The 20,042-nt window shown below is 60.9% G+C and carries 21 protein-coding genes; all 21 read right to left on the bottom strand.

All coding sequences use genetic code 11. The annotated features are described in order from the left end of the window. Window positions 1–32 precede the first annotated feature (32 nt). The 21 genes from PQG80_RS02900 to PQG80_RS02800 all read right to left on the bottom strand — a co-directional run bounded on the left by PQG80_RS02900 (window position 33) and on the right by PQG80_RS02800 (window position 20,021). Complete coding sequence (locus PQG80_RS02900; protein WP_271749624.1) at window positions 33–1,355, bottom strand: hypothetical protein; 1,323 nt, start codon at window positions 1,353–1,355, stop codon at window positions 33–35. Window positions 1,356–1,421: 66 nt separating this feature from the next. Next, window positions 1,422–2,870 carry a proline--tRNA ligase gene (gene proS / locus PQG80_RS02895; protein ID WP_271749623.1) on the bottom strand — a complete coding sequence of 483 codons (1,449 nt, stop codon included), beginning with the start codon at window positions 2,868–2,870 and terminating at the stop codon, window positions 1,422–1,424. Window positions 2,871–2,901: 31 nt separating this feature from the next. Continuing rightward, on the bottom strand, window positions 2,902–4,164 hold the full coding sequence (rseP, locus tag PQG80_RS02890; protein ID WP_271749622.1) for an RIP metalloprotease RseP: 1,263 nt from the start codon (window positions 4,162–4,164) through the stop codon (window positions 2,902–2,904). A 96-nt stretch (window positions 4,165–4,260) separates the two neighbouring features. Then, complete coding sequence (locus tag PQG80_RS02885) at window positions 4,261–5,409, bottom strand: 1-deoxy-D-xylulose-5-phosphate reductoisomerase (RefSeq protein ID WP_271749621.1); 1,149 nt, start codon at window positions 5,407–5,409, stop codon at window positions 4,261–4,263. A gap of 84 nt (window positions 5,410–5,493) precedes the next feature. Next, complete coding sequence (locus PQG80_RS02880; RefSeq protein ID WP_271749620.1) at window positions 5,494–6,279, bottom strand: phosphatidate cytidylyltransferase; 786 nt, start codon at window positions 6,277–6,279, stop codon at window positions 5,494–5,496. Between the two features lie 4 nt (window positions 6,280–6,283). After that, window positions 6,284–7,087 (bottom strand): undecaprenyl pyrophosphate synthase, encoded by an 804-nt coding sequence (gene uppS, locus PQG80_RS02875; protein ID WP_271749619.1) that lies wholly within the window; start codon window positions 7,085–7,087, stop codon window positions 6,284–6,286. A gap of 137 nt (window positions 7,088–7,224) precedes the next feature. Beyond that, window positions 7,225–7,779 carry a ribosome recycling factor gene (gene frr / locus PQG80_RS02870; protein ID WP_271749618.1) on the bottom strand — a complete coding sequence of 185 codons (555 nt, stop codon included), beginning with the start codon at window positions 7,777–7,779 and terminating at the stop codon, window positions 7,225–7,227. Beyond that, window positions 7,780–8,508, bottom strand: a complete 729-nt coding sequence (pyrH, locus tag PQG80_RS02865; RefSeq protein ID WP_271749617.1) for a UMP kinase — start codon at window positions 8,506–8,508, stop codon at window positions 7,780–7,782. Window positions 8,509–8,621: 113 nt separating this feature from the next. Next, window positions 8,622–9,272 carry a translation elongation factor Ts gene (gene tsf, locus PQG80_RS02860; RefSeq protein WP_271749615.1) on the bottom strand — a complete coding sequence of 217 codons (651 nt, stop codon included), beginning with the start codon at window positions 9,270–9,272 and terminating at the stop codon, window positions 8,622–8,624. 141 nt (window positions 9,273–9,413) lie between these two features. Further along, window positions 9,414–10,112, bottom strand: coding sequence for a 30S ribosomal protein S2 (gene rpsB, locus PQG80_RS02855; RefSeq protein WP_090117358.1), 699 nt, complete (start codon window positions 10,110–10,112; stop codon window positions 9,414–9,416). Between the two features lie 214 nt (window positions 10,113–10,326). Further along, window positions 10,327–10,914, bottom strand: a complete 588-nt coding sequence (locus PQG80_RS02850) for a hypothetical protein (protein ID WP_271749614.1) — start codon at window positions 10,912–10,914, stop codon at window positions 10,327–10,329. Then, window positions 10,911–11,624, bottom strand: a complete 714-nt coding sequence (locus PQG80_RS02845; RefSeq protein WP_271749613.1) for a hypothetical protein — start codon at window positions 11,622–11,624, stop codon at window positions 10,911–10,913. Before PQG80_RS02845 ends, PQG80_RS02850 begins: the two co-directional genes overlap by 4 nt. A gap of 27 nt (window positions 11,625–11,651) precedes the next feature. Beyond that, window positions 11,652–11,975, bottom strand: coding sequence for a hypothetical protein (locus PQG80_RS02840; RefSeq protein WP_271749612.1), 324 nt, complete (start codon window positions 11,973–11,975; stop codon window positions 11,652–11,654). Between the two features lie 21 nt (window positions 11,976–11,996). Continuing rightward, window positions 11,997–13,409 (bottom strand): flagellar assembly protein A, encoded by a 1,413-nt coding sequence (locus tag PQG80_RS02835; RefSeq protein ID WP_271749611.1) that lies wholly within the window; start codon window positions 13,407–13,409, stop codon window positions 11,997–11,999. A gap of 21 nt (window positions 13,410–13,430) precedes the next feature. Next, window positions 13,431–14,216, bottom strand: a complete 786-nt coding sequence (locus tag PQG80_RS02830; protein ID WP_271749610.1) for a FliA/WhiG family RNA polymerase sigma factor — start codon at window positions 14,214–14,216, stop codon at window positions 13,431–13,433. A 16-nt stretch (window positions 14,217–14,232) separates the two neighbouring features. After that, on the bottom strand, window positions 14,233–14,652 hold the full coding sequence (locus tag PQG80_RS02825) for a hypothetical protein (RefSeq protein ID WP_271749609.1): 420 nt from the start codon (window positions 14,650–14,652) through the stop codon (window positions 14,233–14,235). 1 nt (window position 14,653) lies between these two features. Continuing rightward, window positions 14,654–15,148, bottom strand: a complete 495-nt coding sequence (locus PQG80_RS02820) for a chemotaxis protein CheD (protein WP_271749608.1) — start codon at window positions 15,146–15,148, stop codon at window positions 14,654–14,656. Next, a complete protein-coding gene (locus tag PQG80_RS02815; protein ID WP_271749607.1) occupies window positions 15,148–15,765 on the bottom strand; it encodes a chemotaxis protein CheC in 618 nt (205 codons plus the stop codon). Before PQG80_RS02815 ends, PQG80_RS02820 begins: the two co-directional genes overlap by 1 nt. Window positions 15,766–15,769: 4 nt before the next feature. Beyond that, window positions 15,770–16,231 carry a chemotaxis protein CheW gene (locus PQG80_RS02810; protein WP_271749606.1) on the bottom strand — a complete coding sequence of 154 codons (462 nt, stop codon included), beginning with the start codon at window positions 16,229–16,231 and terminating at the stop codon, window positions 15,770–15,772. A 27-nt stretch (window positions 16,232–16,258) separates the two neighbouring features. Then, entirely contained in the window at window positions 16,259–18,349 is a 2,091-nt protein-coding gene (locus PQG80_RS02805; protein WP_271749605.1) for a chemotaxis protein CheA, read from the bottom strand. Between the two features lie 31 nt (window positions 18,350–18,380). Further along, complete coding sequence (locus PQG80_RS02800) at window positions 18,381–20,021, bottom strand: chemotaxis protein CheB (RefSeq protein ID WP_271749604.1); 1,641 nt, start codon at window positions 20,019–20,021, stop codon at window positions 18,381–18,383. Between the last annotated feature and the right edge of the window lie 21 nt (window positions 20,022–20,042).

Here is a 20,042-nt window from a genome sequence, read left to right as displayed (position 1 = left end):
CAGACCCGGCGACCTCGATTGCAGTGATGCGCTTACAAATAATGATCCGCCAAAAAGGAGAACCGGTACACCTGGCGCGGCCTTCCCTTCGGCATCTTCTCCAAGCCCGCGATGCCGACTAGGCCGGCATCCGCCCACTGAAGCAGCAGCCGATGCGCGCTGCGGACGGTGATATTCAGCATCGAAGCCAGCTCGTGCACCTGGTAATCGTATTTGCCGTGCCGCGACATATAAGTGAGCAGCTTGCTCAGATAAGCGCCCGTCATCCCCGCCTCCTCCGCGCGCCGCAGCAGCTCGGGATCGAGAGGCGCCAGAATGGAAGATACGGGATCGGACATCTCCAGCGGCCCGATCAGCGTGCGATCCTCCCGCACGATAAAGCAGGCGTTGCCGCCGGCTTCGACGGATTTGCGAAGCGCGCTTCGCGCGTTGGATCCGGCCTCGCTCGCCGTCGCGCCGAAGCCGATCCCGATGCTGAGCGTGATGCCGTAGGACAAGCTCGCGTCCTTCGCCAGCGGGATGGTCTTGTATCCGCCCGTCTCCCGCTCGAATATGCCCCGCGTCGTAAAAAATAAATATTCCTCTCCGCCTACCGGCGCTAAATACCCGTCGAGCGATTCGACGTAATCGAGAACCATCCGGTGAATATCCAGCTTCAGCTTCTGGATCTCGTGCTCGCTCGCGCTCCGTTGCACGAGCTTGCCGAATTCGTCGACCGCGACCATCCCGACGACGATCTGCGACTCCTTGCCCTTGCGCGATTCGGTCGACAGCAGCGCGCGCTCCAGCGTAACGATGATATCTTCGTCGGACGGCTGCAGACGGGCATTCGGAATATTCAATCTGCCGAGCTCCTCCGCTACCCGCTCGACCCCGGTGAAGACGAATACGCCGTTCCGGCCTGCGGCGATCCTGCGGTGGTAGGCGACCAGCTTGTCCGGCGCTGCGTAGGGCGGTCCGTCGTATACGGCGGTCGCCAGCCCTTCAAGCCCCAGGTCCCGCAGCGCGCGCGTAGCCATCGATTGGGTGAGCGAATCGACCGACAGTACGGCGTCGGGCCCGAGTCGGCCTGCCCGCTGCGCTTCGAATAGCGCTTTATATAAACCGGCTCCCGTCAGCGGCACGTGGTGCACCGGCACGGCGACCGGTCCTTTTTCCTTCAATAGGCGCTGCGGCGCGGGGCCGGACAGCAGCAGCGCTTCGACTTGGCCTCCGAGATCCGACGCGGCGTCCGGCGCTTCTTGCTCATGCTCCACGATCCGCACGACGGGCTCGAGCGAAGGAAACGAATGCATGACCTTAAGCACCTGAGCGACTGCGGCTTCCGTGCCTACGACACCGATTCTGATTTGCATGATACGTTCCTCCTGCGAAAAAGACCCCCGCAAGCCTGCGCTTCCGGGGGTCTCGATAAGAATGGTTCAGTACGCTCTTGCGAACACGACCGTGTGAGCGGCGGGCTTGCCGCAGCAGAGGCATACGCTCTTGGTCGTCTGCGGCTCGAACGGGATATTGCGGCTCGTCGCGCCGGTCTCTTCCTTGACCTTGCTCTCGCAGGCGTCGTCTCCGCACCAGCCGGCGTACGCGAAGCCGCGCTTTTCCTCGAACGCGGCCTTCAGCTGGTCCAGCGTCTCGACGTCGAACATGTGGGATTCGCGGAATTCCAGCGCGCGCGCGTACATCTGCGCATGCACCTCGTCCAGCATCTCCGCTACGGATTGCGCCAAGCCTTCGAGCGGCACTTGCTTTTTCTCGCCGGTCACGCGGGACACGAGCACGCAGACGCCGTTCTCCAGATCGCGCGGGCCGAGCTCGAGGCGGATCGGGATGCCTCTCATCTCGTATTCGTTGAACTTCCAGCCGGGCGAGACGTCGGAACGGTCGTCGACGCGCACGCGGATGCCCGCGCTCTTCAGCTCGGCGAACAGCTCGTCCGTCTTGGCGATGACCGTCTCGCGCGTCTTGGGCGGTCCGATCGGAATCATGATGACCTGCGTCGGCGCGACCTTGGGCGGCAATACGAGACCCCGGTCGTCGCCATGGACCATGATGAGCGCGCCGATCAGGCGCGTACTCACGCCCCATGAGGTCGTATGGCAATACTCTTGCGCGTTTTCACGGCTCAGATACTTAATATCGAACGCTACGGCGAACTTCGTGCCGAGGTAATGCGAGGTACCGGCCTGCACGGCGCGACCGTCCTTCATCATCGCCTCGATCGAATACGTGTCGACGGCGCCTGCGAAGCGTTCCGAAGGCGTCTTCTGCCCTTTGATGACCGGGATCGCCAGCACGCTCTCCACGAATTCCGTGTAGACGTCCAGCATCTGCATCGTCTCGCGGCGGGCGTCCGTCTCGTCCTCGTGCGCCGTATGGCCTTCCTGCCACAGGAACTCGCTTGTCCGCAGGAACGGCATCGTGCGCTTTTCCCAGCGGAATACGTTCGCCCATTGGTTGATGAGCAGCGGCAGATCGCGGTAGGAATTAATCCACTTGGCGTACATGTGACCGAACATCGTCTCCGACGTCGGACGCACCGCCAGCCGCTCCTCCAGAATCTCGCCGCCCGCCTCCGTCACCATGGGAAGCTCGGGATTAAAGCCCTCGACATGCTCCTTTTCCTTCTGGAAGAAGCTCTCGGGGATCAGCAGCGGGAAATAGGCGTTGCGGTGGCCGGTCTCCTTGAAGCGTCGGTCCAGATCGCGCTGAATGTTCTCCCAAATCTCGTAGCCCTCCGGCCGGAATACGATACAACCGCGCACCGGCGAGTAATCCATGAGCTCGGCCTTCTTGATGACGTCGATATACCAGCGGCTGAAGTCCTCGGCCTGCGGCGTAATCTCCGTTACGAACCCTTTATCCTTCGACATAAGCTCCCCTACCCCTGACAACGTCTGTTTTTTAACCTTTGACCAACCTAAGAATATCGTTATAAGTGACGACGACCATCAGCAGCATCAGTGCCGCGAAGCCGATAAAATGCACCAGACTCTCGCGATTCGGATCGACCGGCCGGCCGCGGATCGCCTCGATGCCGATGAACAGCAAGCGGCTGCCGTCGAGCGCCGGGACGGGCAGCAGGTTGAAGATGCCGAGGTACAAACTCAGGATCGCGCCCCACCACGTCAACTGCGTCACGCCTTGCTTGGCGATCTCCACGGTCACTTGCGCCGTGCCGACCGGCCCGTTCAGCTCTTCGAGCTTCACCTCGCCGAAGATAATCTTCCGGAAGCCTTCGAAAATCTTCTTGGTGCTGTCCACCATCGCGCTGCCCGCCAGCGAGAACGTCTCCCCGAAACCCGGATGGCGCATCTCGGGCGCCATGACGATGCCGACCTTGCCGGTGTCCGCGCTTGGCGTGACCTTGATCTTGACCTCTTGCCCGTCGCGGTTCACGATCCAATCCATCGGCTTGCCGGCGCTGCCCGTGATGGCCCGGGACAGCTTCTGGCTGTCCCCTTCGACGGCGGTGCCGTTGACGGATACGACCAAGTCGCCCTTCTGCAGACCTGCCGCCTTGGCTGCCCCGTCCGCGGTCACTTCGTTGATGAAGATCTTCGTGTTGGGCTCGACGGCTACGCCGTACGACTGGAAAAATACCGCGAACAGCACGAACGCCAAAATAAAGTTCATGAGCGGACCCGCGAAAATCGTCATCGCCTTCTTGCCTACCGAGGCGTTGCCGAATTGACGGTCGAGCGGCGCGATCTGCGTATCTCTGCCCTTCGCCACGATCAGCGCCTGCGGATGCACGTCGTAGCGCTGCACGTCGCCGTCCACGTCCAGCGTCATATACAGATGCCGCTCGAGATCTACGGCCTTGACCTCGCCGCGCAGGATCTGGCTGCGCTCGTCGAGCCGGTCCAGATAGATGCGGGTCACCTTGTCGTCCTTGAGACGGACGCCCACCGTATGGCCGGCCTGGACCTCGACGACCTCGGGGTCCTCCCCAGCCATCCGCACGAAGCCGCCGATCGGCAGCATGCGCAGCGTAAACCGGCTCTCCCCGCGTTTGATCGAGAACAGCTTCGGTCCGAAGCCGATCGCGAATTCGCGCACGAGCACCCCGGCTCGCTTGGCAAAATAAAAGTGTCCGAACTCGTGAATCGAGACGAGCACGAAAAAGACCAGAACCGTTAAAAATACAACCTGTACCATCTCCATGCAAGTAACCCTCCGTCCGCCCTAACGGCTGTCCTTAGATTAACATTATTCGCCGAGGCGATACAAGAGAATACGGGTCTTGCGAAAGGCAGGTTGCTATTTGCGCCATGCGGCCGCAAACTCGCGCGCCCGGCCGTCTGCGAAGGCGATTGCCTCGAGGTCGGGCGCTTGCGTCGCCTCATGGTGCGCGAGCGCGGATTCGATGATGTCTTCGATCGCCAGGAACGGAATCTCGCGCTTCAGGAACCTGGCGACGGCGACTTCGTTCGCCGCATTGAATACGGTCGGGGCGGTCCCTCCCGCCCTACCTGCCTCGTACGCCATTCTAAGACATGGATAACGTGCAAAATCCATCTCCCTGAAATGCAGCGTGCCGGCGCGCAGCAGGTCGAGCGGGGATGCCGGCGACGGTTGGCGCTCCGGGTAAGTGAGCGCGTATTGAATCGGCACGCGCATATCCGGATTGCCGAGCTGCGCCATGACGCTCGTATCGACGAATTCGACCATCGAATGCACGATGCTCTCCGGATGAAGCACGACGTCGATCCGGTCGTACGGCAGCCCGAACAGCCAGTGGGCTTCCATGACTTCGAGCCCTTTGTTCGCCATCGTCGCCGAGTCGATCGTAATCTTGGCGCCCATCGACCAGTTCGGATGCTTGAGGGCGTCTTCGACCGTCACGCCGCGGAGCTCGTCCCGGCCGAGGTCGCGGAAGCTGCCGCCCGACGCGGTGATGATCAGCCGGCCGATCGTGCCTCGATCTTCTCCGTTCAAGCATTGGAAGATCGCCGAGTGCTCGCTGTCGATCGGCAGCAGCGGCACGCCTTTCTCTGCGGCGCGCTTCGTCACGATATGGCCTGCGGTTACGAGCGTCTCCTTGTTCGCCAGTCCGATCGCAGCTCCTGCGTCGATCGCGGCGAGCGTCGACTTCAGGCCGAGACTGCCCATAAGCGCGCAGACGACATAATCGGCGCCGGCGCCGGCCGCCGCTTCGACGAGACCCTCTTCGCCCCATACGAGCTTCGTGCCGCTCGGCAGATCGCCCCTGATCTTGTCGGCCAACGCCTGCGAGCCGATCGACACGAGCTTGGGCTTGAACCGATGCGCCTGTTCGAGCAGCAGCTCGTCCTGCGTGCCCGCAGCAAGGCTTACGACCTCGTACGACGCCGGATCCCGCGAGATCACGTCCAGCGTCTGCGTTCCAATCGAGCCGGTGCTTCCGAGCACCGCCACCTTCTTTTTCAAGCCGGTCCCTCCGTTATGTATGCCTTGGATGCTGCTGCGGCCCGGCTGCGTTCGCTGCGCGAGCGAGACGCGCCTGCAATTCCTTTAGATCAGACCGAGCAGATGGACGAGCGGAAACACGATGAGCCAGCTGTCCGTGCGGTCGAGCACGCCTCCGTGGCCCGGCAGCAGGTTCCCGGAGTCCTTGACGCCGCGGAATCGCTTGTATGCCGATTGGATCAAATCCCCGAGCTGTCCGGCAATGGCGGCTGCAAGCGCGATGCCGATTGCGGTGCCGTAGCCGATCCAGTCCGGCCATACGATGGCGAACACAAGCGAGATCGCCAGCGCGATGACGAGTCCGCCGAGCGCGCCTTCGACGGTCTTATTCGGGCTGATGGCGGGCCATAGCTTGGTTCTGCCGATCGCCTTGCCGACGAAGTACGCGCCGGCGTCCGACGCCCAAATGCAGAAGAATACGAGCAGCGGCCAGAACATGCCGTGCGGCAGATCGCGCGTCGCCGCCATATAGCGAAAGCCGAGTCCGATATAAAATGCGCCGATGAAAAGCAGCGCCGAATGTTCGAGCGTTATCCGGTTTTTGCTGAAAACGGTCGCCGAGAGTAGGACGAACATGAGGATCCAGGCGACCGCCTCCGCGCTTGGCGTCGTCCATTCGAACGGCAGTCGCGGCAGCGAGAGCAAGAGCGTCGCCGCGAACCCGCAGAGCACATCGGCGCGTAATGCCGGAAGCTTGTTGAGTTTGACGAATTCATGGAAACCGATGAGTGCGAGAACCGCCAGCATAAGCGAATAATACCAGCCGCCCAGCCACAGCAGCACTAGAAATGCGGCGCCTGCGACGACGCCGGTGACGATCCGTTGACCCATCGCCTTAGATCCCCCCGTATCGGCGAGCGCGCCGCTGGTATTCGCGAATCGCCTCGTGGAAGTGCGCCTCCGAGAATTCAGGCCAATACACGTCCGTGAACCAGAATTCGCTGTAGGCGAGCTGCCAGAGCATAAAGTTGCTCAGCCGGAGCTCGCCGCTCGTGCGGATGAGCAGGTCAGGATCCGGAAGATCGCCGCTCAGCAGCGCGCTTTGAAGCATTTGCTCGTCGATGTCTTCCGGAGACAGCTCGCCCGCAGCAGCCCGCCGCGCGATCGTTCTCGCCGCCTCGACGATCTCCATCCGGCTGCCGTAGTTCAGCGCAAAGTTCAGGACGAGTCCCGTATTGTGCTCGGTCCGGCGGACGGCTTCTTCTATCGCGTCGAGCGTAAAGTCAGGCAGCAGGTCCCGCACGCCCATCATCTTGACCTGCACATTGTTGCGGATGAGGTCCTCGAGCTCGATGGATAGAAACTCCTGAGGGAGCTTCATCAAAAATTCCACTTCGGCCTTCGGCCGCTTCCAATTTTCCGTCGAAAACGCGTACATCGTCAGATATTCGACGCCCAGACGATCCGCGGCTTGCGTTATGCGCTTGACGGCTTTCATGCCGCTATGGTGACCCGCTACCCGAGGCAGGCCGCGGGCTTTGGCCCAGCGTCCGTTGCCGTCCATGATGATGGCCACGTGCCGGGGTATTCGGCCTTCCTTCAACAAGCCTTCGGACGTCGTTGCCCGGTCCGCTCCCGGACCTTCTTTTCCGTCCTCCTGCTTTTTGCCGAACAGACCGCCCAAAAATCGATTGCTCATGGCTGTTCCCCCTGGTTTTAGCGACCATTAAATAACCCCACGCGGGTGGGGCTGCGCCGGAGCCGTACGCTGTTCCCATGCGGGGACCCCGAAAATTTAAAACGAACCCCACCTTGCGGAGGGGCCGGTCGACATGCTTAGACTTCCATGATCTCTTTTTCTTTGGCAGCCAGAATCTTGTCCACCTCGGCGACGAAGCGGTCGGTCGATTTCTGGATATCTTCCTGATGGCGCCGGGACTCGTCCTCGGAGATCTCGCCCTTTTCTTTTTTCTTGATGTCGTCGTTGGCGTCGCGGCGGATGTTCCGGATCGCGACCTTGGCTTCCTCGCCGAACTTCTTGGTCGACTTGACGAGGTCCGCGCGGCGTTCTTCGGTCAGCGGCGGAATGTTGAGCCGGATAATCGTGCCGTCGTTCGCCGGCGTCAGCCCCACGTCCGACTTGAGAATCGCTTTTTCGATCGCGGCCAGCGCGGATTTGTCCCACGGCTGAATGATCAGCGTGCGGGAATCCGGCGTATTGATCGTGCCGAGCTGGTTGACCGGCGTGAGCGCGCCGTAGTACTCGGCCTGCACGCGGTCGAGCATCGCGCTGGATGCGCGTCCGGCACGCAGCGTCGACAGGTCGCGGCGCAGCGCGGCCAACGCTTTTTCCATTCGTTCTTCTGCGTTCTTCTTGATCGTTTGAGGCACTTAATTCACGCTCCCCTTGACGATTGTTCCGATTTTCTCGCCCAGCACCGCGCGCTTGATGTTGCCCTGCTCGGTAATCGCGAAGACGAGAAGCGGGATGTTATTGTCCATGCACAGCGAGGACGCCGTCGAATCCATAACGCCCAGATTCTTGTTTAGCACCTCGAGATAGGTCAGTTGTTCGTACTTCTCCGCCGTCGGATCCTTGAACGGGTCCGCGCTGTATACGCCGTCCACCTTGTTCTTGGCCATCAGGATAACCTCGGCTTCGATCTCGGCGGCTCTGAGCGCGGCCGTCGTATCGGTGGAGAAGAACGGATTGCCCGTACCCGAAGCAAAAATAACGACCCGGCCCTTCTCGAGATGGCGAATGGCCCGCCGGCGGATATAAGGCTCCGCGATCTGCTGCATGGCAATGGAAGATTGTACGCGAGTCGGCACGTCGATCTGCTCCAGCGCGTCCTGCAGGGCAAGCGAGTTCATCACGGTCGCGAGCATCCCCATGTAGTCGGCCGTCGCGCGATCGATGCCCTTCTGGCTGCCGGAAATGCCGCGCCAGATGTTGCCGCCTCCGCAGACGATGGCGACTTCCACGCCGAGCGCTACGACTTCCTTGATTTGTTCGGCGATCGAGACGATCGTCGTTGCGTCGATCCCATAACCGGCCGATCCGGACAACGACTCTCCGCTTACCTTCAACACCACGCGTTTGTAGACGGGTCGATTCAACGTTAGTACCTCCACCATGTTCGATTTCTATACGGGAAGAGTTCCCCGGCCGTTCTTAAGCGTCCAAGCTCCTTAAAAAAAGGGAACACCGCGTGTTCCCTCAGACAGGCCGATTAAACTTTGACTTGCGCCATAACTTCTTCTACGAAGTTGTCTTGCTTCTTTTCAAGACCCTCGCCCAGCTCGAAACGGACGAAGCGGCGGATGGAGATTTGCTCGCCGATCGTGGAGATTTTCTCGTTGAGCAGCGTTTGGATCGTCTTGTCCGGGTCTTTGACGAACGATTGCTCGAGGAGCACGTTTTCTTCGTAATACTTGTTCAGGCGGCCTTCGACGATCTTCTCGACGATTTTCTCCGGCTTGCCTTCGTTCAGCGCCTGGTTGCGCAGGATCTCGGCTTCCTTGTCCAGGTCGGCTTGTTGAACTTCCTCGCGGCGTACGACCAGCGGGTTAGCTGCCGCGATGTGCATCGCGATGTCGCGTACCAGTTCCTTGAATTGATCGGTCATGGCTACGAAGTCGGTCTCGCAGTTGACTTCGACCAGCACGCCGATGCGGCCGGCGCCGTGGATATAAGATTCTACGCGGCCTTCGGTTGCGATTCGGTCGCCCTTCTTAGCGGCCGCCGCAAGACCTTTTTCACGGAGCAGGTCGGATGCCTTGGAGACGTCGCCGCCGGCTTCCTCGAGCGCCTTTTTGCAATCCAACATGCCTGCTCCCGTTCTTTCGCGGAGCGCTTTTACGTCTGCTGCATTAACTGCCATGGGATTCCCTCCTGGGTTATGTGCCGCCGGACGCACAGTGCGCGGACGGCTTCGATTGGTTTATGTTTTTTCAAAAAAAGGGCGGTGAGAAGGTTCTCTTCTGACCACCCTTGACCTGGCAATGCTGTAGGAACCGGCTGATTAAGCGGTCGTTTCTTCGCCTTGGCGGGATTCGACGATGGCGTCTGCCATCTTGCTCGTCAGCAGCTTAACGGCGCGGATCGCGTCGTCGTTGCCCGGAATGACGTAGTCGATCTCGTCCGGATCGCAGTTCGTATCGACGATGCCGACGATCGGGATACCCAGCTTGCGGGCTTCGGCGACGGCGATGCGCTCCTTGCGCGGGTCGATGATGAACAGCGCGTCAGGCAGTCTGCGCATATGCTTGATGCCGCCCAGGAACTTCTCAAGACGTTCCTTTTCCTTGCGAAGGATGATAACTTCCTTCTTAGGCAACACTTCGAACGTGCCGTCCTGCTCCCACTTGTCGAGCTGGTGCAGACGATCCGTACGCTTTTGAATCGTGGAGAAGTTGGTCAGCGTGCCGCCGAGCCAACGTTGGTTGATGTAGAATTGGCCGCTGCGCTCCGCTTCTTCCTTCACGGAATCCTGCGCTTGCTTCTTCGTGCCGACGAACAGCATCGTGCCGCCTTGCTCGCCGAGCTGGCGAACGAAGTTGTACGCTTCGTCGACTTTCTTGACCGTCTTTTGCAGGTCGATGATGTAGATGCCGTTCCGTTCGGTAAAGATGTACTTGTCCATCTTCGGGTTCCAGCGACGCGTTTGGTGACCGAAGTGTACGCCAGCTTCGAGAAGCTGCTTCATCGAAATTACTGCCATTTTAACTTGCACCTCCGTAATGGTTTTGGATCGTGAATCTCCTCCGCCGGTTCGCGCTTCCCGTCAGAACTTCGCGTGGCGAAGCACCGCTGACGGAATTGAACGGCGTGCGTTTTTTCACACCGTTTAACAATATAACATAAGGTTCCCGGGCTTGCAACACAAGCAGGACATGGGCTCGGCATCTCCGCAGCTCGGCGAGACGCCATTCTGCTCAGTTTTTGTTGCGCACGAGCTCCGCGACGATCTCGTCGTACGTAATCTGGCCCTCGAATACGCTTAATCCCACCTGCATTTTGCCCCCGAAAGGTTTCGCCGCCTTGAGAAAGGCTGCTTTGTCCTGAATGACGCCGAGCGCCTTCAGACCGGTCGCGACCTTGTCGAGCGAATCTCCGGCCGCGATATAAAGACCAAGCTTTGTATCCCGCCCTGCACTCGCTTCGGATGCGGGCGATGGCTTCGCTGTGGCGCTTGGCGAAGGCTTCGCTGTGGCGCTGGGCGACGGCGACGGCTTCGCGCCGGCGCTCGGCGATGGCGTTGCGGCGTCGCTTGCAGCCTGCGCTTCCGCGCGCGCCGAAGCGACGGCTTCGTCGAGCTGCGCTTTCGTATACATCGGCTCGCTTAGCTTGTACATCGCGAATCCCCGGCCTTCGGCCTCCACCTGAAGCTGCTCGACCGTCAGAGCCTCGGGCATTGCCGCCCCTTCGCTCAATCTCTCGCCGAACGTCATGAGCTGCAGCAGGGCAGCGCCGGCCATCAGGCCGACGCCCAAGCCGACGAGCAGCGCACGGCGCTTGTTCATGGCCGGCTCACCTCCCGCTTGGCGAGCTGCAGAATGAGCTGCACCTCGCCCTTGTTCATGTTCATCGCCTTGGCGACCTGCTCCACGGATCGTCCGCGCTCGTACAGCGCGAGCAGCTCGGCGTACCGTTCGCGGATCGCCGGCGGCCGATCGGTCGCGGCGTCTTTTTCTTCGCCTCGGAGGCCGGCGCGTTCGATCAGCGGCGTCTGCGGGACACGGCCGGAATGCCGGTCGTACTGCCCCGCTTCGTCGATTGCCTCAGGCGAAGCAGAATCTTCGGGCCGAGCGGCACTGCCGGTTCGCTGCGGCTCCCCCGCTGCGGCTCCCGCCGATTCGGAGACGGTCGCGATCTTCTGAGAGACCGTAACGTCCGACATTGCCGCAGTACTCGAATCCGACGCCGACGCCTCGGCCCGGGCGGCAGCCGCCTCTCGTCCGGCATAGGAGGCCTGCCGATGAACCGTCTCCTCCATCTGGCGCTCGAGTTCCCGGATGCGCCGGCCGAGACGGCTGACCGTATCGTCCTGCTCCCGCTTGAAGGCGGCTACCGCGTCCACGAGCTCCCGGTTTTCCGTCTCCAGGTCCTCGAGCAGGCGGTCGTAGGCTTCCTCGTTAACGGTCGCGGCGGCCTGTTCCTTCGGCTCGGGCTTCAGCCAGCCGTATCCCGCGATGGCAGCCCCGGCGATCACCAACGTAACCCAAGGGTGCATGTCCAATACTCTCTCACCTTCCCCGTGCTATAACGACAGGTCGATATGATGTCCCTTATACGGATGCTCGGCCTCATGCGTATCAGGCGCCTCTTTGGTTTCTTCGCGCTTTTTCCGCGCGCCGGGACGCTTTTGGCGGCTTTCCTTCGGATCGTCGTCGTCCGCGATCGATTTGTGCCCGGTCCCTTCGGACTTGGCGCCGCGCTTCGCGTCCCGGTCGGCGAGCTTCTGCGCCTGCATGCCGAGCGCCGCCTGGTCGGCCGACTGACGCAGCTGCTGGGCCGCCTGGAGCGGCGTCAACTCGATGGAGCGGGGAATCGAGGTTTGCACGTCGATCGGCTTGTAGCTCACGGATCTTCGCCTCCTCCGGTTTTAGATGAGCGGCGACATCGCGATCTCGCCCTCGTCGTACCGGAAGGCGACGCGTTTGGCGCTGTCTTTGACGAATCTCGTATACCGGCCGATGACGATCTTGGTTCCGCCGTATACCGTATGTAACACGTTGACCTTCGCAAGATCCGTATCTTCCAGCGTTTTTTCGATTTCGAGTATGTGTTCCTTGGCGGTTCTCAGCTCCTCGGTCACTTGCCTGCGCGTGGAGTTGAGCTTGATCCGCATGGCGAGCCTGTCGGGCGTCAGCTGTCCCGCGGCCGCAAGCTGATCGAGCAGCACGAGCGCCTTCTCCGTCTTGTCCAGGCTCTCGGACATCTGCCGAACTTGCTGGCGCAGATCCGCCATCTCTTGGCGCAGTTCGGGCTTAAGCCCGACCTCGATGGAAGTCACGGTCGACATGGCGTTGCCGATGGTGCGGGCGACCAGCAGGTCGCCGGCTTGCAGCAGCCCGCCTACGATCAGGCCTTTGGCGCCCTCGCAACGGATGCTCCTGCCCGCCCGGATATTCGAATGCATGATGCTCTGCGACACTAGTACGTCCTGGCCCGCGGTCACGTTGCCCTCCTGCACGAACGAGCATTTGACGTCGACGCCGGCCTTGACGAAGCCCTTGTTGGAGCCGATGATCCCGCCGCTGATCTCGATCGATCCGTCGGACTCCATTTCCGCGCCCTCCACGCCGCCAGTAACGCGGATGTCCCCGGAGGCGCGCACGCGAAATCCCGTCAGCACGTTTCCGCGAATGACGACGGTTCCGACGAAGTCGATGTTTCCCGTGTGGTAATCGACGTCCCCGTTGACTTCGAAGACGGGAAAAACGTTCAGCTTTTCTTTGTCCGTCCAGGTGACCAGCCCGTCCATCGCCGCGTACATGGCCGTCTTGTCCGCGTTGACGACGACGTTTTTGCCCACCTTGAAGCTCGCTTCCTTGCCTTCCTTAGGGGCGACCGTCTCGCCCGTCACCGTCATGCCTGCCGTACCGGGCAGCGGCGGCACGCGCGTCGCGATCAGCTGACCCGCCTTGACGTTCGCGAGCTGCTTCATCTCCCGGTAGTCGACGCTGCCGTCTTCCCTTTCGGCCGGTCTTCTCGACTGGCCCTGATCCTCGAAGAGCACTTTTACGTAGCCGTTGACGCCAGCCGTAGGCGGCAGCCCCGTCGCCACCATGTTCTCGCTGTAGAAAAAATCTTTCGGATTCCGCGCGATTCGCTCCAACAGCTCATGCTGTACGCCGTAGCGGATGCCGGCTGCCGAGAGCAATCCTTGCAGTTGGGCGACGGTCGCGTTTTCAGCTTCTTCGGTCGGCTTGATATGCAAATGGGCCGCCAGTCGGTCTTCCGACAATTTAACCTGATAGACTTGTCCGATCGCGAACGACTCTTCTCCAGGCATTATAACCCCCCCTTCCATTCTTTATTTTTGGAGCAGCTGGTCTTTGTGCTTGCCGAGGGCGCCGCGCAGCCGCAGGATCGCCTTGGAATGAAGCTGCGAGATTCGGGATGGCGACAGCGACATGACCTCGGCGATCTCGCTGAGCGATAGATCCTCGTAATAAAATAACGATACGACGGTGCGCTCCTTAGGCGTAAGCTTGTCGATGCCCGCGGTCAGCGAATCTCTGAGGTATGTCTCGTGAACCTTGGACTCGGGGCTCTGCGCCTTGTCGTCCACGAGCAGGGACATGCGAGTCTCCGCATCCTCCTCGCGGATGGGCTCTTCCAGCGAACCGACCGTCGCCACGGCCACTTCCTGCAGCATTTGCTGGAATTCCTTATCCGTTATATTTAAATAGTTGCATATCTCCTCGTCGGTGGCGGAGCGAAGATTGCGCTGCTCCAGAACGGCGTATGCATCCTCCATTTTTTTCGCTTTGTCGCGCACGGACCGCGGCACCCAGTCGCCTTGGCGCAGTCCGTCGATGATCGATCCGCGGATACGCCAGGAAGCGTAGGTTTCGAACTGCAGTCCCCGCAGATGATCGAATTTCTCGATCGCGTCGATCAGGCCCATGGAGCCGTTGCTGACCAGATCGTCTTTGGATACGTTTTTGGGCAAACCGACAGCCATGCGGCTGGATACGTAATCGACGAGCGGAATGTACTTTTCAATCAGGCCTTTTTTGGCTTCGGTGTCGCCTTCCTCTTTCCAGCGACACCATAGGTCGTAATGGGACAGCTTGGAACTCTTGGGTTCTGCCATCGCTGCATCACCTTCCTTAATCGTCGTTCAGGCGCCGGATCGCCTGTGCGACTTGTTCCGGATCCGGTTCGTCTTCGATCGAGACGAGCTTCGGCGGCTTAAGCGGCTGAAAGCCGGCGGACTGCGGTTCTTCCTTGCCTGTCCATTGTTCCTTCATAAGAAGCGACAGCGACTCATCGTCTTCCGGCGTCGTCATGTCCAGCACGATGCCTCTCTCCTCTTCGGCCCGCTCCTTGTCGCCGCCGAGCGTCCGGGCCGGACGAAGCAGCTGCTGCAGGACGATGCGGACGAACAAGCCGAGCAGGCCGAACGCGATGAACGCGTAAAGGCTTCGCACGAGCGAAGTGAGCGGCGGATTGCTGGACAAGGAGATCAAAAAAATCAATACGGCTCCAAATGCCGCAAACCCGATATTCCATCGCCACGGAACGCTCATGTTAAATCTCCTTTACCCCGTTCTGCACGCTGCGGATCGTGAGTATCCCGCTCGCGCTGCTGAATTCGATCGTCCGGCCGAAGTTGCCCCCGGTATCCTCGGCGATGATGGGAATATCGTACGAAGCCAGCGCCAGCTTCGTCGACTCGACGTTGCGCGGCCCGATGCGCATGCTGTCGCTGCCGCTCGCGAACGCGAACATCTGTGCGCCCCCGGCCATTTTGGCGACCAGCCGGCGCAGATTGGAGCCGCCTGCCTTGAGTCTGGCAAGCAGCTCGGGAATGGCCGTATCCGCGTACTTCGCGACGTTCAGCTGGCCTTCCCGCGCGATCTCGGAGCTCGGCAGCATGATGTGCGCCATGCCGGCCAGACCGAGATTCGCGTCGTGGAGCGTTAGTCCGACGCAAGAACCGAGTCCGGTCGTCTTGAGCGTCTCCCCTCCCGATGCGATATTCAGGTCGGCCATACCGATTTTGACGATAATGACTTCTTTCATTAGATAGGCACTCCCAGCGCGCGGAACAGCCGCTCGAACGACTCGGGATCGGGGATAAAAAAGAAATGTCCTTCCGCCCGACGTTCGTCCTCCAAAAATGTCGTATCGATGAGCAGCGCTTCGTCGCCCATCGTGCCGAATTGCAACAGGCCGTAGCTGAGAATCGCGCCGGCCATGTCCACCGCGATCGCGGGCACGGTCGGCGACAAAGGCAACCCCGTGAGATCCGCGAGCGACGACAGGTAAGATCCGGCGAGGATATTGCCGATCTCGCTCAGCGCGGACATCTCCATCTCCGTGTAATCGGGGCCTACCGAGAGCTCGAAGGAGAGCAGGCCTTGCAGCAGCGTGCGGGCTTGATACTCGCTCATCAAGAAAAACATGTTGCCGGGCGCCTCGCCCTCGACGCGGAGGAAGATGGCCACCACGACCTCTTCGGCGCCGCCGACGCGCTCCGCAATATCCTCGAAGGGGATAAAGCTCACCTTGGGCACCGCCATGTCGATCGGCTTATCGAGCAGGCGCGAGAGCGCGGTAGCCGCGTGTCCGGCGCCGATGTTCCCGACCTCGCGCAGCACGTCCATTTTAAACTCGGCGTTGTGGTTGAACAGTTCCATGCCGTCAGGCTCCGAATTGCTCGAGCTGGATAATCTCCGATCGGTTAAGAACTTCGGACAGATTCAGCAGGATGAGCAGACGGTCTTCGCCGAACTTGGCCACGCCGCTCAGATATTTCGCCTTGATGCCGCCGACGACTTCGGGAGGGTTCTCGACCATGTCGGTATTGAGATCGATGACGTCGTTCGCCGAGTCGACGATGAATCCGACCTCCAGCTCGTTGGCCGCGACGATGATGATCCTCGAATTTTCGGTGGCCTCTGCTTCCTGCAGGCCGAAGCGGCTGCGCAGATCGATGACCGGAACGACGACGCCGCGCAGGTTGATGACGCCCTTTACGAACGCCGGCGTCTTGGGTACGCGCGTGACGGGCGTCATGCGTTCGATCGTCCGCACCTTATCTACTTCGATGCCGTATTCCTCGTGCGCGAGCGTAAATACGATTACCTTGAAATCCTCAGCCATGACAGCTTCCTCCTCGGATGGGGTCGATTATTTAATGAGGGCGTTCGGATCGACGATAAGCGCGACTTGACCGTCGCCCAGAATGGTAGCGCCGGAGATGACATCCAGGTTCGTCAAATACTTGCCCAGCGTCTTGAGCACGATCTCGCTCTGGCCGATCAGCTCGTCCACGAGCACCGCCGCGAGCTTCTCGCCCTTGCGGATGACGAGCATCTCGGTCTCGGTCTCTTCCCGGTCCGAATAGTCGGGAGAATCGAGCACGTCCGCGAGCGACAGCACCGGGATAATCGACTTGCGGTATTCGGTGACCTTCGACCCGTGAAGTTCGCGGATCGCGCTGCGCTTGACGATGCCCGTTTCTACGATGGAGGACAACGGAATGGCGAACTTCTCCGAGCCTAGCTTGACCAGCATGGCCGTAATGATCGACAGCGTGAGCGGCAGCTGGATCGACCATTTCGAACCTTGTCCCGCTCTGGAGGTGACCGATACGACGCCCCCGAGAGATTCGATCTTCGACTTGACCACGTCCAGGCCGACGCCGCGTCCGGATATATCCGAGATCTTGTCCGCTGTGCTGAAGCCCGGAGCGAAAAGCAGCATGTTAATCTCGTCGTCGCTCAGCTTTTTCGCTTCGTCCGGAGAGACGATGCCCTTCTTGACCGCGATATCGAGTACCTTGGGCTGGTTGATGCCGCGGCCGTCGTCCTCGATCTCGATGAACACATGGTTGCCGCTGTGGAACGCGCGCAACTGCACGACGCCCGTCTCCGGCTTGCCCGCCTCGAGGCGGCCTTCGATCGTCTCGACGCCATGATCCACGGAGTTGCGGATGAGATGCACGAGCGGATCGCCGATCTCGTCGATGACCGTCCGGTCGAGCTCCGTCTCCGCGCCGGTGATGACCAGGTCCAGCTTCTTGCCGAGCGACTTGGCCAGATCGCGTACCATCCGCGGGAAACGGTTGAACACGCTGTCCACCGGTACCATTCTCAGCTTCAGCACGATATTTTGCAGATCGGTGCTGACGCGCGCCATATGCTCGACCGTCTCGGTCAGATCGTTGCGGCGGACCTCGCTGGCCAGCTGTTCGAGCCGGACGCGGTCGATCAAGAGCTCGCTGAACAGGTTCATGAGCGAGTCGAGCCGTTCGATATCGACCCGGATCGTCTTGTTCGCCACGGGAGCCGAGGTCGGCGCACGCGCCGGCGCTTCGGAGGCGGGCGGCTTGTCGGACTTGGCGGACGCCGCCGGCGGCGCGGCCGTCGCGGTCGCCGCCGCGACCTGCTGCGAAGCTTCCTGGACTTGCTGCTCGGCGCTGCGCGACGCGTCCAGCTCGTTCAGGCTCTCGACGTCCAGCGGGATGATCATGACGGACTCGAGCTCGGAAATTCTGTCCAACGTATCCTGAAGCTCTTGTTGCGGAATGCGCGAGATATAGTAGACGGAAAACTGATGGCCGAATTGCTCCTGCTCGATCTCCTGGACCGAAGGATGCGATTTGACCAGCTCGCCGTTTCGTTCGAGCGCATCGAACACCATGTAAGCGCGCACGCCCTTAAGCAGGCAATCCTCTCGAATCGTGACTTCGATGTGAAATGCGGGGCTTCCGTTCTCGATCGACTGCCTGAGCACCGATAACTGGTATTGATCGAGGAGCATATGCGCGGCAACGAGCGCGAGCTCAGAGGAAGCCGCCGCAGCGGCGGGTTGGCCTGGAGCGGCAGGTGCGGCGGGCTCTCCCTTGACGATCTGCTTAAGCTGCGACACGAGCTCCTTCACGTCCCCGCTGCCGGTGCCGCCCGCGACGACGTCTTGGACCATGCCTTCGAGCGAGTCCAAGCACTTAAACAGCGTATCGAAAATATGGCCGTTCATTTTCAGCTTGTCGTTGCGCACCAGGTCGAGCACGTTTTCCATTTCGTGCGTGAGCGATGCCAGGTCCTCGAACCCCATCGAAGCCGACATGCCCTTGAGCGTATGGGCGGAACGGAAAATGATCTGGACGATGCTGATATCCTCGGGCTGCTGCTCGAGACGCAGCATGTTTTCGTTAAGCGACTGCAGATGCTCGTTCGCTTCGTCGATAAAGATGGACAAATACTGATTCATTTCCACTGGGCGTCACCTCCTGATTGGCACATCTGCTTTAAAGCTGCTTCGCTTTTTGCTTGTCGACCGATCTGACCAGTTCGGGGGCGATCCGCTGCAGCGGTACGGTCTTCTGCGCGGCGCCGTTCTCCACGGCGGAGCGAGGCATCCCGTATACGACGCAGGTCTCCTCCGCTTCGGCGATCAGCGTATCCGCTCCGTCTTCGCGGAGCGCCTTCATCGCCTTGGCGCCGTCGCTGCCCATCCCCGTCATCAGAACGATATGCCGTCTTAGCTCCCCGCGTCCGATCAGCGAACCGAACATCACGTCGACCGACGGGCGATGTCCGCTGACCTGGTCTTCTTCGGAGAGCGAGATCCGATAGCCGCCGCCGGTATCCTTGACCAGCTTCAGATGCTTGCCTCCAGGCGCAAGGTACGCTTGTCCGGGCAGCACCGGATCGCCGTCCGCCGCTTCGCGCACGCCGATCGCCGAGCAGGAATCGAGCCGCTGGGCAAGCGAATGCGTAAACTTGGGCGGCATATGCTGCACGATGAGAATCGGAGCCGGGAACGAAGCCGGTATCGCCGACAGCACCTCGTGCAGGGCGCGCGGTCCTCCGGTGGACGTGCCGATCGCGACGATGTCCGTGAACGTCTCCGGCAAGCGCGGCGTTACAGACGCTGCTGGTTTTGACGCTGCCGACGAAGGCTTCGGGGGCGCAGCCGCTGTCGGTGCCTCCGTCCGGCCGGCTTGGCGCCCGATATCCTTCGTATCGGGCTTCGCCGATTTTGGAGGCTTGGGAAGCTTGGCGCCAGGAACCGCTCGTTCCCTAGTCGAATCATTGACTGCCGCGGTGATGCGCGATCCCGGTTCAGCCCCATTATTCCTTGCCGCCGACAGATCGTCTGATCGCGTCGGCGGCTTCGGCGCAGCGAGCTTGCCGGACGACGCGGAAAGACCCGGGGGACGGACTGGCGAAGGCGGCTTGTCCGCTGAAGCCGCGATCTCCCCCTTGGCGCTGGCGACATCTTCCGTTGGGCGGCTAACGGGCGCCCGAAAGTCCGATATCATCGGCGGATCGGGGGCTTCGTCAGACGCGGCAGACGAAGAATGCAAGGCATCCTCGCCCGCTTGCAACGCAGGAAGCGAAGGCGCATCGGCTTGCGGCGAATCCGGCGGAGGCAAAGAGGCATCGCGCTCTGCTGCATGGGGCAAGGGAGCGGTCTCAGACTGAATGACGAGCGCCTCTGCCCCTTCCTCGGTCATCCGCCTGAGCCGGAGTTCTCCCGACGCCAACAGCTCTCTGGCGATATGTAATTTCTCGAGCAGCATCTCGCTCATCTGCGAGACGTCGAGTCTCAAGGCGCCGTCTGGCTTGCGTACGAAGTCGAACGCGCCGAACTGCAGCGCGCGGATCGTATCCCGCGTCCCTCTGTCAGTCACGGCCGACATCATGATGACGGGCGTGGGTCGTTCTTGCATGATGAGCTTCAGCGCCTCGAGTCCGTTGATCTCGGGCATTTCCAGATCCATGACCACGATCTCGGGATGCAGCCCGCATACTTGACGCACGGCCTCGGCCCCGTCCGCTGCGGTGGCGACGACCTCGAACGCGGGATCGTCCGCGATCAGGTCTCCGACCAATTTCCGCATGAAAGGGGAATCGTCAACGACCAGCACCTTGAATGCTTTCATGCTTTCTCGTCCCCTTTCGAC

Origin of the sequence: Cohnella rhizoplanae (genome assembly GCF_948329515.1) — a bacterium.
Classification (GTDB): domain Bacteria; phylum Bacillota; class Bacilli; order Paenibacillales; family Paenibacillaceae; genus Cohnella; species Cohnella rhizoplanae.
This window is presented reverse-complemented; position numbering and strand designations above follow the sequence as displayed.

What these genes read in the sequence shown, in the direction of transcription:
- PQG80_RS02810 (WP_271749606.1), bottom strand. Translation starts at nt 16,231, where the DNA reads ATGGCTGAGGATTTCAAGGTAATCGTATTTACGCTCGCGCACGAGGAA.
- PQG80_RS02820 (WP_271749608.1), bottom strand. Translation starts at nt 15,148, where the DNA reads ATGAAAGAAGTCATTATCGTCAAAATCGGTATGGCCGACCTGAATATC.
- tsf (WP_271749615.1), bottom strand. Translation starts at nt 9,272, where the DNA reads ATGGCAGTTAATGCAGCAGACGTAAAAGCGCTCCGCGAAAGAACGGGA.
- PQG80_RS02825 (WP_271749609.1), bottom strand. Translation starts at nt 14,652, where the DNA reads ATGAGCGTTCCGTGGCGATGGAATATCGGGTTTGCGGCATTTGGAGCC.
- PQG80_RS02845 (WP_271749613.1), bottom strand. Translation starts at nt 11,624, where the DNA reads ATGCACCCTTGGGTTACGTTGGTGATCGCCGGGGCTGCCATCGCGGGA.
- rseP (WP_271749622.1), bottom strand. Translation starts at nt 4,164, where the DNA reads ATGGAGATGGTACAGGTTGTATTTTTAACGGTTCTGGTCTTTTTCGTG.
- PQG80_RS02880 (WP_271749620.1), bottom strand. Translation starts at nt 6,279, where the DNA reads ATGGGTCAACGGATCGTCACCGGCGTCGTCGCAGGCGCCGCATTTCTA.
- PQG80_RS02800 (WP_271749604.1), bottom strand. Translation starts at nt 20,021, where the DNA reads ATGAAAGCATTCAAGGTGCTGGTCGTTGACGATTCCCCTTTCATGCGG.
- uppS (WP_271749619.1), bottom strand. Translation starts at nt 7,087, where the DNA reads ATGAGCAATCGATTTTTGGGCGGTCTGTTCGGCAAAAAGCAGGAGGAC.
- PQG80_RS02815 (WP_271749607.1), bottom strand. Translation starts at nt 15,765, where the DNA reads ATGGAACTGTTCAACCACAACGCCGAGTTTAAAATGGACGTGCTGCGC.
- PQG80_RS02830 (WP_271749610.1), bottom strand. Translation starts at nt 14,216, where the DNA reads ATGGCAGAACCCAAGAGTTCCAAGCTGTCCCATTACGACCTATGGTGT.
- rpsB (WP_090117358.1), bottom strand. Translation starts at nt 10,112, where the DNA reads ATGGCAGTAATTTCGATGAAGCAGCTTCTCGAAGCTGGCGTACACTTC.
- PQG80_RS02850 (WP_271749614.1), bottom strand. Translation starts at nt 10,914, where the DNA reads ATGAACAAGCGCCGTGCGCTGCTCGTCGGCTTGGGCGTCGGCCTGATG.
- PQG80_RS02900 (WP_271749624.1), bottom strand. Translation starts at nt 1,355, where the DNA reads ATGCAAATCAGAATCGGTGTCGTAGGCACGGAAGCCGCAGTCGCTCAG.
- proS (WP_271749623.1), bottom strand. Translation starts at nt 2,870, where the DNA reads ATGTCGAAGGATAAAGGGTTCGTAACGGAGATTACGCCGCAGGCCGAG.
- PQG80_RS02835 (WP_271749611.1), bottom strand. Translation starts at nt 13,409, where the DNA reads ATGCCTGGAGAAGAGTCGTTCGCGATCGGACAAGTCTATCAGGTTAAA.